Raw genomic sequence first — 14221 nt, 5'->3', positions numbered from 1 at the left:
GGGGTAAGGGGGGATCAAGCTATAGTCCTTATCTCAACGCTTAAGATTTACTTCATAAATTAGCTCTTAAACTAATTTAGAGTGAATCCAGCACGAAAGGCGATCGCTCAAAAATGAGCAGAACTCCCTGACCAGGATCCTCACAAAAATAACGTGAATCACTTTTTTGGGAGAGTGCGGCTCCGCCGCACTCTCCCAAAAAAATTGTGGTTTTTAAGGGTGTAAGGATCTCTACACTAGAGAGTAGCGTAGCGAGTTGTTCAAATGGCTGAATCAAGGACAAAAAAAGCTACCTACGTCATTAACGTCACAACCCACCACTTTTCAAACCTCGTTTCAGACTGTGATAAGAAAGTAGGTGGTAGTGCTGGAGGCAATCGATGTTTAAAAACTTAAAGCTCAGCAGTAAATTTAATTTACTTTTACTAATTGTATTTATTGGTGCGGTGCTGTTTAGCGGGTTAGCCTTTTCCACGTTGCTGAGTCGGAGTGCTGAATATCAAGTCACCAGCAAAGCCACACTACTGCTTCAGACTATGCTCTCTGTGCGGCAGTATACCAGCGAGCAAGTCAATCCAGAACTGGCTCCACGACTGGATACTGACCCCGAATTTTTGCCGCAAACCGTACCGGGATATTCGGCACGGGAGGTCATGGAAATCTTGCGCACCAATCCCGATTACCAAGATTTTTTCTATAAAGAGGCAACCCTAAACCCAACCAACCTGCGGGATAAAGCAGACTCGTTTGAAACGCAATTAGTTGAACGGTTTCGTAACCAATCAGAACTCAAGGAACTCACCGGCTATCGAGTATCTCCGGCTGGAGATTTATTTTATATTGCTCGTCCCATTACCGTTTCTAAAGAAAGTTGCCTCCGGTGCCACAGTACGCCCGAAGCCGCACCGCCCAGCCAACTCACAACCTATGGTAGTGCCAATGGGTTTGGCTGGCAGCTCAATGAAATTGTTGGGGCACAGATCATCTCAGTGCCTGCCAGTAGCCTGATCAACGGTGCCCGACAAGCCTCGTTTATCTTTGTTGGCATTGTTGCGGCTGCCTTTGCCATTACCTTACTGACAGTCAATTTTCTGCTGCAACGAGTGGTGATTAAACCGCTAAATCAGATGGCGATCGCCGCCAATGAAGTGAGCATCGGCAATATGGATGCCGAATTTAGTCAATCCTCTGGCGATGAAATTGGGCGATTGGCAGCGGCGTTCAGCCGGATGAAAACCAGTCTATTGATGGCAATGGATATGTTAAAGCAAGGGGAGTAAGGCGTTGCGAAATGCCTCGGCGGTCTTTGCCTGTTTGATATGTTGGGTCAATGTGTCGATGAGCTCGTTGGCAGACAGTTGTGGATATTTAGCCAGGGTGCGTTGTACCAACAAAGGGGCGATCGGTCCGACGGCTTTTGCCAGTTCCAATTCACACTGTTTGATAAAGTTGGGGCTAATCGAAGGGGTGCCGGTACTTTGAGGCGTCGTCCCAAGTTTGGTCATGGTCTGATCTTGGGATGCCGTGATGGGGGTGTTGTCCAGCCGCTTAAAAATTTGACTGGCGTGTTGCAAAAATTGCGATCGTTTTGGTTCAGGAACGTGGGTTGTCAGCCGATCTAACAGGTCTTTCGGAGCCGTCACTTGCGACAGGATCGAGGGCACAATCACACTGGCGATCGGTCCAATCATTTCTGCCAGCAGCCGTTCTAATTGATATTTAATCTCATTGGGAATAGTGTGCAGCGTATTCGGTGCGGCACTGGGGGCAAATTGGGTTGGAAGTTGATTGTCGGTCAGCAGTTGATGTTCTAAAAAGGCAGTTTCATCCGGCAATTCCGTCAGCAGGGCAGGGGGTGGGGGTGGTACGGGCACCGGACTGATCCCCCGCAGCATTTGCTGCAAAGCTTGTAGGGTCGAGGTGGCACTGTCGAAGCGTTGGCGATAGTCATACCGCACCATCTTGTCTAGAATGGCGGCGAACTCAGGACTGACAACGGTGTCATCTGGCAATACGGCGCAACAAAATTCTCCCGTTGCTGTATCAAGGGGCAACATTCGGGCAGGTAGCCCCGTCAGAGCTTGCAGGCAAATAATGCCGACCGCATAGACATCGCTGCTATAGCGAGGATGAAACGACTGCTGCTCGCTGGGCATATACCCCGGAGAGCCAATGGCGATCGTCATACTCGTTTGCCCTGTCGCTTCTAAGCTAGGGGTGCTGACTTCTTTAACTGCGCCAAAATCAATCAACACAATGCGGTTATCACGACTGCGGCGAATTAAATTGGCAGGTTTGATGTCTCGGTGAATCACCTGCTGTTTGTGGACAAACGACAACACCTGCAAAATGTCATGCAGTAGCTCAATGACGGCAGGTTCTTTGAGCTGGTGGCCAGCGACTAATTCCCTATCCAGCGGTTTGCCAGCAATATAATCTTGTACCAGATAAAATTCTGCATCTTGCTCAAAATGTGCCAGCAAGCGAGGGATCTGGTCATGGCTACCCAGACGGTAGAGAGTCTCGGCTTCGCGATCAAACAGGCGTTTGGCAACCTCAATAGCCGTTGGATTCTTTGCTGCCGGTTTAAGTTGCTTAACGACGCACAATGGTTTGCCTGGCAGGTGCGCGTCTTTTGCCAGAAATGTCTGACCAAAACCACCACCACCCAGGTGTCTAACAATTTGATAACGACCTGCCAGTATGGTTTCCATTTCGCGTCTTACAACCGGACTCTTCATACGGGGAAATACTAGAGGGGCACTAGCTTTGAATACAGCGTATAGCTTCAATATTCCAAGGAAATGCTCCCGATCCGAGAGGCTGTGGCTAACTCCTGACCGTATCCTGACCTTACCCCAAACGCCACCCTGCAAAACGCCACGTTCATCAAACCGTAGGGATATGACTTTTCAAGACCTCGCCTATGTCGCAGAATAGAGCGATCGCCTTTTCCTCATAATCTCAGGATAGTCTTCCTATCTCAAAGAGGAACGGTATCTATCGAAATGTCTTTACATTTTGACGTATAGTGCTTTGTCTTTGACTAGAATTAAATTATTTTTTGAAAGCCATGCAGAGCATGGCTTTCAAAAAATAATTTATACTTCACTCAATTGAAAATCGTTACAGGATCGTCGGGGCTTGAATAGAGCGCTGTGCAGGTTGACTCAGAACGGCATTGTGGGGCGCGGAGCGCCCCACAATGCCGTTCTGAATCAAGCTTTTGAGAAATCGATGGCTCCACTGTTACTCTTTTTCGGAGGGTTATCAATGGAAGCGCGGCGTCGCCGCGCTTCCATGAATCCAGTGTTGCTCCCCTTGCGTTCATGGCATAGATATCATCCTTAACCCTTCACGATGACCCCTGAGGCGATGATAGAGGCGACCTGGGCAGCGATCGCTTGGCTGATGTGTTGATTGCCGGTCGGGGTCAGATGAATGTGATCGCGATACAGAGTTTGGGGTTGGGATACTGTATTAAAAATGGGTAAGAAGTCAATGTAAGCGATGTGCTGGGCGTGGACGAAGTCTGCCAATCGTTGCCTTGCCTTGATTTCATAATCGCGGGAGCCAGGTGAGCCAATTTCTCTCAGCAATGGGGTCAGGGCAATCAACAGCGTGCTATGGTGTTGCTGCGCGATCGCTTGGATTTGACGAATCGCGTCTAGATTTTTGCCCACGCGATCGCCCCCTTCCGCTTGCACGGCAGCAAGTTCGGGAATGGGCGGCTGTTTCCATAAATATCGGCTCAACACTTCTGCCAGAGCAAAGGGTGGTTTGCGGTTGGGATAATTGCGATCGCGCCCCACTTGCACTGATGTTGGCGTTGTGGCAAACAAGTCATCGGTATTCAGCAGCAACACGATTACCTGCGCCTCAAAGGTGCCAAACCGTTTCAGATAAGCCAGTTCGTTGCGCGGTCCCCAAGAATTGGCTGAAGCATTGAGTACCTCTATCTGATGCCATCCCTGTTGCGTGGCAGATGGATGCACGTGGGGCTTGAGCAATTCTGAAATGATATTGGCTTGATCGGTCCACCAACCGCCATTGGCAATTGAATCTCCCAGAATTAAAATCCGCAGCGTTGCATCAGGTCGAGACGATGCAATTTCTGGACTTCGCATCGAAAAACGATTGATGGCAATGCGATTACCAAATCGACGGGTGGATTGATCGGGTGCCAGCACATAGCCAATCTGCTCATCGGCTTGATAAATCAGTGGGTTGCCGAAGCCAAAGAACCATCGCAAACCCAACTCAAGTAACAGAGTAACGCCCAACCCGATCACACAGACAATTAGGGCAATTTTCACGCAGACCCTCTCCTACAGGTATTGCTATACCAAACATTAAATCTTCTCAAACAATCTAGCTGCCACCCCAGGTGTTTACCTAGACTGAAGTTGGAATCGTACCGTCTGTTCATCGTGTCTTTAAATGTGTGCTAACTTCCAGGAGGATCTCACTCATGACAGACTTTGACCGGGGAATCATGAAATTTAAAGGTGCAGATAGTCTTCTCGCTGTGATGCTATCGTCTGTGTTGATTTTGGGAGCGATCGCTTTTTTAATTATCTGGTCGCTGCAAGCGGCTTACGTCATCCGTTAACGTCGTGTTTATGCCAATGGGGCGGGTTTAACCCGCCTTTTTTTTGTCTTTTTTTTGGGCGTTGCTCAGGATCTTGGATTTAATAAACCCGAAGATTTATTGTTGGAAGCGCGGCGGAGCCAAGCTTCCAACAATAAATCTTCGGGTTTTAATGAATTTGTGATCCTCAGTAGACGATGACTATAGCAATCCTATTTGATCTGTGAAAATGATTTGGTGTGAAAGCGCCCGCCCGAAGGGCGGGCGCTTTCACACCGGATTTAGGATCGCTATATAGTGGTGTGCAAGTTTGTTAAGTGCAGAAACGGTGTTGTGGGGTGCTCTGCGCCTCACAACACCGTATTGAATCTGCTATATGTTCGGTCCCCAATTCTGAAGGAAGCCGTTCTCCTAAACCTGGCATGGAGAGGTGGAATCCTCGTAAATTCCCTGAGTTCAGCCACAAACCTTTACCAAAGAATATGAATCTCTCGCGAGATCCAGGGCATTTTAAGGGCATCTATGACTATGTCGCTCAGGAGCACTCGTGGTGGGGAATGGTTCAAATTTGGGATTAATTTTTTGGAAAGGCGTGTGGTATGGCAAGTGAATGGTGAATCAGGACGGGGTGCAGGGGTGGAACCCCTGTTTGGAGGCACAGCCCCCGCGCGCCCCTGTTGTGACCAGCCCTTTGGCTGCTAAAAGAGCCTTGCCAAACAATCAACACCGGATCTGGAATATCACCCCGTTGGCAGATCAATTAAATTCAGTCAAGTTTAGTAATGTTTGGTGCCATGCGCTTGAAATTAGAAGTTGATTGAATCAGGCTAGAACAGGAGGGAATTGTGACTCCAGAGCCACTGCCAGTCTCAAGAGTAAACGCAGGCGATCGCACGTTGACGACTGCTACCTGAGCAACTCATAAAAATCAAACAGAGACTACGTTTAGGAGTCTACTCAACCCTATGGAAGTGAATTATTTGCTCAAATGCTACGAAGCTGGATATCGAACTTTTCGAGGCATTGACCTGAGAGGAGCAGATTTGAGTGGCGTCACGCTCATCGGGGTAGACTTGACGGGCGCAAACCTAACGGGAGCAAATCTCAGCCGAGCCTTTTTATTAAAATCAGACCTGAGTAAGACGTTTTTAAACTGGGCGAATTTAAAGTTTGCTAAGTTAAGCGAAGCCATCCTGGTTAATGCAGATTTGACTAAAGTCGAAGCCAGCGGTGCTTTTCTAGTGAAATCGGATTTGACCGATGCCAAGCTGAGTGGCGCAAACCTCAGCAACGTCAACTTTCGAGGTGCCAACCTCAACCAGGCAAACTTCTGTGGAGCCAATATGTCTGGGGTCAACCTGAGAAGTGCAGACCTCGCCAGAGCCACTTTGAATTGGGCAAATTTATCGGGAGCCCGGTTGAGTGGGGCTAATTTGCAAGGCGCAATTCTCAACCATACCAACCTCCAGGGGGCATTCTTAAACGGCATGGATTTACAGGGCATTGATCTGAGCGGGGTTAACTTTAGCGATGCCAAATTGAGCGGTGCCAATTTTAATAACGCCACGCTGGTTTCCGCCAATTTTACGGATGCCAAGTTAAAAGGAGCAACCCTCACCCAGGCTAACCTGACGGGAGCCAATTTTTCTGGTGCAACTCTCGCCCAGGCAAACTTAAACTGGAGCAATTTGAGTCAGGCAGACCTGAGCACTGCCGATTTAAGTACCGCTGATGTATTGGGGGTCAATATTGATGGGGCAGAGTTTACCGATGTCACCCTATCCGACCCAAATCGCAACTATCTCTGCACCGTTGCGTCAGGTCAATCGGCATGGAATCAACGGGAAACCAGAACGACGCTCAGTTGTTCCTAAGTTTTGCTGGTTATGGTTCGCATGTTTATGGCTAACAATCCCCACGATTTTAATTCTCCTACCTATGGTGTCGTCTTAGTGACGGCTGCGTCCCAGGCGGAGGCAGAGGCGATCGCCAAATATCTGGTTGAATCTCGACTCGCCGCATGTGTCAGTCTGATGCCGATTCAATCTATCTATACCTGGCAGGGCAAAACGCACCAGGATGCTGAATGGCAACTGGTGATCAAAACCGATTTATCCCATTTCTCGACACTGCAACAAAAAATTCAAACTCTCCATTCCTACGACGTTCCCGAGATTATTGCGCTGCCGATCGTGGCAGGTTCGCCAGCATATCTGCAATGGATGGGTGAACAAATTCATCCTGTTTGAACCGTTTTTACTCCAGTACCTGTAGCAATTGAGGGGTTAATGAGGACAACGATTGTGTGAGAACCCGCGCTCCGCGCGGGTTCTCACACAGCTTCCTGATTTAACTGTCTCGACAGTTGCTCTATATCCCTGAATGTCATGTGCCGTGAAAGCGTAGCTTTCACGGCACATGACATTCACAGGTTTGTAGCGGTACTCTATCTCAAATCTCTAGCCGGATAGGGTAGGACGTTCTACTTCTTGTCGCCCACCACATTTTCCAACACTTCTTCAACTCGCTCTTGAATGGTGGTTGCGCCAGCCGAGTTATCTGGGCGGCTCATTTGGTTGATGTCTGCTCCTCCCTGAACTTCATTGGCTCCCTCTTCAGCGGTGTTGGCATAATCTTGCATAGACCGATCTTTTTCAGCTTTCAGGGCTCTTTCAGAGTTCTTTTGGATTTTGTCTAAGTGAGCAGCTCCTTCTGTTGGATCACTACCCGATGTGCCAAAGGCAACGGCGGGATGTGCGTTAGAGAACACCATTAAAGTGCAGAAAAAGACAATCACTACTGCACGCACAGAACGCACTACGGCTGTTTTCAAATTTTCAAAATTCATCTGAATGTCCTCCAAAGTAATAAGTTGAATCTACACCTTTAGGCTATTAGCCAAAATGCAGATAATCGTTATAGTTTCATACATATGAAACGCTATAGTAGTCCGAGATTGCTGTGATTACTAAAGCTAATCTCATCTATGAATAGAGCCTGAGAAGCTTTATTCTTCAGACAACTGAGCATGATTTAGTTCAGGCTAAATTTTGAGTATTAGCCCAGAAAACTATCAGTTCAATTGGGATTAGTGAATGACTAAAGCTTACTTTTTATTTATACGCTGGAAAGATGGAGCGCTGAATCAATCTAGAGATAGAATTGTGCGATCGCTAAAAAACAGGTCTTTCAACTAACAAAATAACTACTAACTAATCTAAGATAAATTGCACTCCTTCCAGGGGCATAACCTGAGTGAGAAATTACTATAGCCATCGAGCGCTTGATTAGAACAAATGGATCGCTACAAAATTAAAACCCACAACTTTTTTGGGAGAGTGCGGCGGAGCCGCACTCTCCCAAAAAAGTTATTCAAGTTATTTTTATGAGGCTCCAACGGTTGTATGAGAACCCGATTCGGAGTAGATAGGACAATTCCCCAGCAAAAATGGGAGGAGTGCTCAGCACTCCTCCCATCCATTTAGCTTCAGATTACCAACGGTTAGACGGTCTAAACAGCGGCACCTGAAAGGCTTTGACTAGCAGCATCTTTCAACAGTGCCGCTTTATCGGTTTGTTCCCAGGGCAACTCCAGGTCTGTTCGCCCAAAATGACCGTAGGCTGCGACTTCTTGATAAAAACGACCATCGCGCTCTGAGGGCAGCACCTGGAGATTAAATGCCTGAATAATGCCAGCAGGCCGTAACTCAAAGTGCTGTTTGACTAACTCTAATAGGCGATCGTCGTCAATCTTGCCGGTGCCAAAGGTATCCAGCATGATACTTACGGGGCGGGCAACCCCGATCGCATAGCTCAGTTGTACTTCACATTTCTCTGCCAACCCTGCGGCAATGATGTTTTTGGCAACATAGCGGCAAGCATACGCAGCACTGCGATCCACCTTAGTGGGGTCTTTTCCAGAGAATGCGCCGCCGCCATGACGGGAGTATCCACCGTAGGTGTCTACAATAATCTTCCGTCCAGTTAGACCCGAATCTCCTTGAGGACCTCCAATGACAAACTTGCCTGTGGGGTTGACCAAAAAGCGAGTCCGGTCGTCGGGTTTCACATCAATGTCATAAAAACTGGGCAGAACGACCAGTTCCCAAACATCTTCTTTAATTCGAGCCTGGACTGCATTGGCATCCGTGATGTCATCAATTTCGGGGGTGTGCTGGGTCGAAACCAAAATTGTATCGATGCCGACCGGCTTACCATCTTCGTAGATGACTGTGACTTGGGTTTTGCCATCGGGGCGAAGATAGGGCAACTGCCCGGTCTTGCGGACGATCGCCAATTTCCGAGAAATTCGGTGAGCCAGGCAAATGGGCAGAGGCATGAATTCTGGAGTTTCGTTACAGGCAAACCCAAACATGATGCCCTGATCACCCGCACCAATCGAGTCTAGTTCCTCTTCACTAGACTGTGCCCGCAATTCATGCGCCTGATCAACACCCTGAGCAATATCAGGCGACTGGGCATCTAATGCGACAAGAACTGCACAGCTATGGGCAGAAAAGCCGTTTGTGGCGTCGTTGTAGCCAATTTCAGCAATCTTCTGACGCGCCAAGTCAACATAGTTCACTTGCGCGGTGGATGAAATTTCTCCAGTAATTAAAACTAAGCCAGTGTTAACAACAACCTCAGCAGCAACACGGCTTTTGGGATCCTGAGTCAATAGTGCGTCAAGAATTGTGTCTGAAATCTGATCACAAATCTTATCGGGATGACCTTCAGTAACTGATTCGGAAGTGAATAGGAAACGACGGGACAAGGATAGCGACCTCTCTTTTTCTGGACAGTTCAAGATAATAGAGGAAGGCGAATCTTTGCTCTAGCCCCAATCAAACGATCCAGGCAGATACTCACCTTGCCTTGTAGTATCAGTTGTAGAAAACAGAATAAGCTGTTTTGTAAACAAATGCCAATCTTAGCAGAAGATTATTAGTTAATTCTTCCTATTGACAGGGAACTGATAAGCGGCACAGTCTTTTTCCTGAAGAGGCAAGAGTAGCTATGCCAGGGTACTGTAAGAGGCAAGAAGCGATCGCCATTTCATCCAGAGCGCTAATCTGGGTTAGTCTTCTGTACCCTTGAGGCTCTTACACAACACCGCCTACTGCACGCCATTGAGCATTGCTATGAAACCCCAGTTTTGTGGTGGCGCGGCTCCGCCGCGTCACCACAAAACTGGGATTCTGTTACATCGCAGATCTCTTATGAATTTGTTTAAGTAAGTTTAAGCAATTTGGATTTCTGTAAACTTAGCAATGACAGCATCGGCGTTGCGCAATTTGATTGGATGCGTCCAACCCCACGTCACGGCAATACAACCCGCCACACCACCCGCCGTTGCTAACTGAATATCAACTTGCGTATCACCCACCCACAGGGTTGTCTCCGGTGCTACACCTAAGGCGGCACAAGCCCGATGAACAATCGCAGGGTTTGGTTTGCCGGGAGGCTCATCCAGACCCATCTGGAGGTGGAAATAAGGGCTTAATTCGTTTTTCTGGACAAAATCTTCCACATTGGCAGTCGTATCTGATGAGACGATACCGAGTTTGACATGGGTTGCCAGGGTTTGAAGCAGGTCTCTAGCGCCCTCAAACAAGGGCGTTTCGTCTGCTTTGCGCTTCATGTATCCATCTGCTTCAGTAAACGCCGATCGCACGATATCGAGAGATTCTGCCCAGTCACGCCCTGTTTCTGCCACATAGGCTGCCGCCGCAATCTCATTTTCATAGCGCGTACCGATCGCCAATAAACCTGCCGGATTGAGGCGATCGTTATCGAGACCAAATGCCATTAACAGAGGATCTTGGACGCCTGGAATTTTGGCATCAATTAAGCGCGATCGCTTGTGACCTACATTTCGCAAAAATGACTCAGAATTTGCCAGGGTGCCATCTTTGTCAAAGACAATAGCCTGGATATTCTGAAACGTTTTATCGTGACACCGAATTGCAACCAAAATATCCCTCTCTTGACGAAAAGATCTGCTTGAGGATCGTGGATTTAATAAAACCTAATTCTTTTTGAGAGAGTGACGGCAGAGCCGTCACTCTCTCAAAAAGAATTACAGGTTAATTAGTTACGATCCTTAGAATTGTGAATTAATTAAAACCCCAAGGTTTATGTTGTGAGGCGCGGCACCGCCGCGCCTCACAACATAAACTTACAGGTGATTAAATCCATGATCCCTAATACTAAGTTGGGAGCCATGTATGACATAGCTCCCAAACTTATAACTTTGGCTTATTCAGAGGTAAATCTCTATATCAAAATCTAGAGAACTTTCTAAAAATATCTTGCTGATAGGAACGACATCTAGCAGGTAGCTAACGTCTTATTCAGCTGCCTCAGTGTCTTCAGCAATTTCAGGAGCCGCTTCTTCAACCGGAGGAGCGGGAGGTTGCGATTGCTGCATCATTTTTTCACGATACAACGCCGCCATTTCCTCTGCCTTTTCATAAACGAGTTCTGGATTCTTGACCATATCCCCTGGTTCAGGTTCCAGTTGCTTCGTTGAGAGAGAGATGCGACCGCGTTCTGCATCCAGATCAATAATCATGACCTTGACTTCATCATTCACGTTAAAAACGCTATGAGGTGTGTCGATGTGATCATGAGAAATCTCGGAGATGTGAAGCAGCCCACTGACACCACCGATGTCAATGAAGGCACCATAAGGCTTGAGACCTCGGACTGTGCCAATGACCACTTCGCCTACTTCCAGACGGTTCATCTTCCGCTCAACCAGTGCACGACGGTGGCTCAAGACCAACCGATTGCGATCTTCATCGACTTCAAGGAATTTTAGGGGAAGCTCTTCACCCACCAAGTCTTCTTTAGGCTTGCGAGTGCTGATGTGAGAACCTGGAATAAAACCGCGCAGTCCTTCGATGCGGACTAACGCACCACCCCGATTCGTAGCAAATACGATGGAACGAACCGTGGCATCTTCTGCCTGTAGTTGTCTCACCCGTTCCCAAGCACGCATATACTCAATGCGGCGGATGGACAGCGTCAGTTGTCCATCTTCATTTTCATCTGTCAGGATGAAAAACTCACGGGTTTCATTCGACTGCAAAACCTCGTCAGGGTTATCAATCCGGTTGATCGACATCTCCTGAATTGGAATGTATGCAGCTGTCTTAGCACCGATGTCAATCAGAGCACCCCTTGGCTCTAAACTAAAGACAGTCCCAGCGACGACATCACCAGGGCTGAAGTGATAGTCGTACTTGTCAAGGAGCGCAGCGAAATCTTCGTGAGTAAAACCGATATCTGTGACTTCCTGATTGACCATGCTAGCGATTTCCTAGTAATTCTCTCCGTGATGTAATAGGTGTCTCCTTTCAAAGATGCGATACAACTATGGCAAAAGTGCACTCAAATGCTTAGCCTCAGCCTGCATCCTATTAGAAATAGTATCTTACGGAATCTAAATTCCGGTAGTGGTTGACCCAGAATTACTATGATATCCCATCATCTGAGCGATACGCACTCTATCTGCAATTAACTTTCTGAGAACCTATCCAAAACGTTGATTTTTCGTCTCTTTTAGGCACAAAAAATCAACTTATCTCTGCGCGAATCGCGTTTGAGAAGCAGGATTGACGCGTGATTGTTGTGGTTGGCTTCGCCACACATAATCATGTTCTAAATACGCGGTCTTGCGTCAGTTCCAGTTAAATCAGGAGGTTGTGTGAGAACCAGCGCTCAGCGCGGGTTCTCACACAACCTTTTTTCTTAATCAACCCCTCGACTGCTATGTAGCGCTGTGCCGGTTGATTGAGTACGGTGTTGTGGGGCGCTCCGCGCCCCACAACACCGTTTCTGTATTGAACGAACTTGCACGTCGCTATATCTGATCTTTACTTCAGGGTTTTTACAATGAAATCGCAGGCGCGGGCAGTAATTGCCATCTCCGTTAGCGTAGGGTTTTGCCAGCCAGCCGAAGTCCAGCATGCTCCATCGACCACCAACAGATTAGGGGCTTCCCAGCATTGGTTGTAGGGATTGAGGACGGAATTGGTGGGTGACGTGCCCATGCGGGCACCGCCGACCTCGTGGATATAGAATCCTGGAGGTGCTGAAAACATCACTGTTTCTTCTAGCTGACGCAGAGACTTAGGGTAGAACGGAGATTTCAATAACTCTGTCAGCCGCAAGCATTGCCCGCCCGATAGCTCGACGAGTTCCTGAATCTGGCTTTGCATATGCGCTAACATCTGCTGTTCATTGTCTGACCAGCGGCAATTGATATGGGGGACAGGAATGCCCCAGGCATCGACCACCTGATCATCTAACTGCACTCGATTTTCATAACGAGACAGCACTTCTCCATGCCCGACGAGAAAGCCCAACGCACTATTGCCAAATTTTCTGACTAAGTTAGGGATGCTAAATCGCTGGACACCGCCCCACAGTCCATAGCCCCGCAAGAAAGAGGATTCCTGGGTTTCGAGGTTGGTAAATCGGGGGATAAAAAAGCTATCGCAGCCTGATAGTTCAAAGGGTTGGGCAGGTTGCTGAAACCGGGGAAGGGTAAAAAAGCTCATGGTGGAAATGTGATCCATCAAGTAGCGCCCCAACAAATCAGACTCGTTCACCAATCCTCCCGGTTGATACTGCTCGGTAGAATGCAGCAAAATCCGCACGGATTCAATCGTCGAAGCGCACAGAACAACGATGCGCCCGAAGACTTCATGAGCCGTTTTGTTGACGCGATGGATATAGCCCACCCCTTTTGCCTGTCGGGTTTGGGGATCGAAGACGACATGACTGGCGATCGCATCGGGTTGTAATGTCACATTTCCGGTTGCCAAAGCGGCTTTAAGCGAAGAGCCGATGCTGGAAGACGGTGGCCAGGGTGCCTCTGCGGTCGGTCGATGGAGGGGAAAGCCACGGGAGATGATCATCGGTCGCAGGGGATGGCGATCGCTCCAGACTGTTTTGACATACTCTTCTGCCGGAGTAAACGCTGCCGGAGAGAGATATTGACCGTCAGGTAACTGAGGTAAGCCGTTTTGTTCCCCTTTGATCTGAAAAAACCGTTCCAGGCGATCGTAGTAAGGGGCTAAGTCGGCATAGCCAATCGGCCAATCGTCGCCATACCCATCTCGACTGGCAGCTTTCAATTCGTAGTCCGATAAGCGCAGGGTAATGCCGCCCCAGGTGAGACTTTTGCCGCCAACTTGCCGTCCCCGCATCCAATAAAACGTTTGATCAGGGGGTGTGGTGTAGGGATTTTCTCTTTCATCCACAAACAGGTTGGGATTTGTCTTCCAGTATCCCGGATGCAATGCCTGGTAAGACTGATGGCGGGTAACAAATAGGTTGCGAAAGCGTCGAGCAAAATTGCCGACATTGCTTCCTAATGCAACATCGGACTTGAGCTGAGGACCGGCATCCAACACTAAAACCTTTAGCCCCCGTTCACTCAGCTCTTTTGCGGCAATCCCTCCTGTGGCTCCAGCCCCCACCACAATGGCGTCATAAATCTCAAGCGATATGTCATTGTTCATGCGATAGCGACAGCAACCTTTCCCAAACGATAAAAATCACATATTGGCGTTGTTGATTTGGGCTATGAAATTTGATATGAGTGCCGCGCGGAGCGCG

At 48.2% G+C, this 14221-nt stretch carries 11 protein-coding genes; 4 read left to right on the top strand and 7 right to left on the bottom strand.

Annotated elements, in window-relative coordinates; translation table 11 throughout:
• The first annotated feature begins 380 nt into the window (after window positions 1-380).
• Entirely contained in the window at window positions 381-1280 is a 900-nt protein-coding gene (locus ACR6Z4_RS28045; protein WP_479720644.1) for a c-type heme family protein, read from the top strand.
• Here ACR6Z4_RS28045 and ACR6Z4_RS28040 read toward each other — a convergent pair.
• Both ACR6Z4_RS28040 and ACR6Z4_RS28035 read right to left on the bottom strand, forming a co-directional pair.
• Window positions 1263-2741, bottom strand: coding sequence for a protein kinase domain-containing protein (locus tag ACR6Z4_RS28040; protein WP_479720643.1), 1479 nt, complete (start codon window positions 2739-2741; stop codon window positions 1263-1265). The genes ACR6Z4_RS28045 and ACR6Z4_RS28040 overlap by 18 nt on opposite strands.
• A 606-nt stretch (window positions 2742-3347) precedes the next feature.
• On the bottom strand, window positions 3348-4316 hold the full coding sequence (locus ACR6Z4_RS28035) for an SGNH/GDSL hydrolase family protein (protein WP_479720642.1): 969 nt from the start codon (window positions 4314-4316) through the stop codon (window positions 3348-3350).
• Window positions 4317-4471: 155 nt separating this feature from the next.
• On the opposite strand from ACR6Z4_RS28035, the gene ACR6Z4_RS28030 reads away from it, so the two are divergent.
• From ACR6Z4_RS28030 to cutA, 3 genes are all read left to right on the top strand, one after another.
• The gene (locus ACR6Z4_RS28030) at window positions 4472-4612 is read left to right on the top strand and encodes a hypothetical protein (protein WP_479720641.1); all 141 of its coding nucleotides are present in this window, start codon (window positions 4472-4474) and stop codon (window positions 4610-4612) included.
• A 944-nt stretch (window positions 4613-5556) separates the two neighbouring features.
• On the top strand, window positions 5557-6465 hold the full coding sequence (locus ACR6Z4_RS28025; protein ID WP_479720640.1) for a pentapeptide repeat-containing protein: 909 nt from the start codon (window positions 5557-5559) through the stop codon (window positions 6463-6465).
• A gap of 12 nt (window positions 6466-6477) precedes the next feature.
• Window positions 6478-6840, top strand: a complete 363-nt coding sequence (gene cutA, locus ACR6Z4_RS28020; protein ID WP_479720639.1) for a divalent-cation tolerance protein CutA — start codon at window positions 6478-6480, stop codon at window positions 6838-6840.
• A gap of 233 nt (window positions 6841-7073) precedes the next feature.
• Here cutA and ACR6Z4_RS28015 read toward each other — a convergent pair whose 3' ends face one another.
• The 5 genes from ACR6Z4_RS28015 to ACR6Z4_RS27995 form a co-directional block, all read right to left on the bottom strand.
• Window positions 7074-7439 carry a hypothetical protein gene (locus ACR6Z4_RS28015; RefSeq protein WP_479720638.1) on the bottom strand — a complete coding sequence of 122 codons (366 nt, stop codon included), beginning with the start codon at window positions 7437-7439 and terminating at the stop codon, window positions 7074-7076.
• Between the two features lie 663 nt (window positions 7440-8102).
• Entirely contained in the window at window positions 8103-9365 is a 1263-nt protein-coding gene (gene metK, locus ACR6Z4_RS28010; RefSeq protein ID WP_479720637.1) for a methionine adenosyltransferase, read from the bottom strand.
• A 465-nt stretch (window positions 9366-9830) separates the two neighbouring features.
• On the bottom strand, window positions 9831-10565 hold the full coding sequence (locus ACR6Z4_RS28005; protein WP_479720636.1) for an HAD family hydrolase: 735 nt from the start codon (window positions 10563-10565) through the stop codon (window positions 9831-9833).
• Between the two features lie 375 nt (window positions 10566-10940).
• Window positions 10941-11903: a 30S ribosomal protein S1 gene (locus tag ACR6Z4_RS28000; protein ID WP_479720635.1), complete on the bottom strand. Its 963-nt coding sequence runs from the start codon at window positions 11901-11903 to the stop codon at window positions 10941-10943.
• Window positions 11904-12471: 568 nt separating this feature from the next.
• Window positions 12472-14124, bottom strand: coding sequence for a GMC oxidoreductase (locus ACR6Z4_RS27995; RefSeq protein ID WP_479720634.1), 1653 nt, complete (start codon window positions 14122-14124; stop codon window positions 12472-12474).
• Between the last annotated feature and the right edge of the window lie 97 nt (window positions 14125-14221).

It is taken from the genome of Calyptranema fuscum S582 (assembly GCF_055793305.1).
The sequence above is the reverse complement of the archived record's forward strand: the minus strand, read 5'-3'. Positions and strand labels throughout refer to the sequence as shown.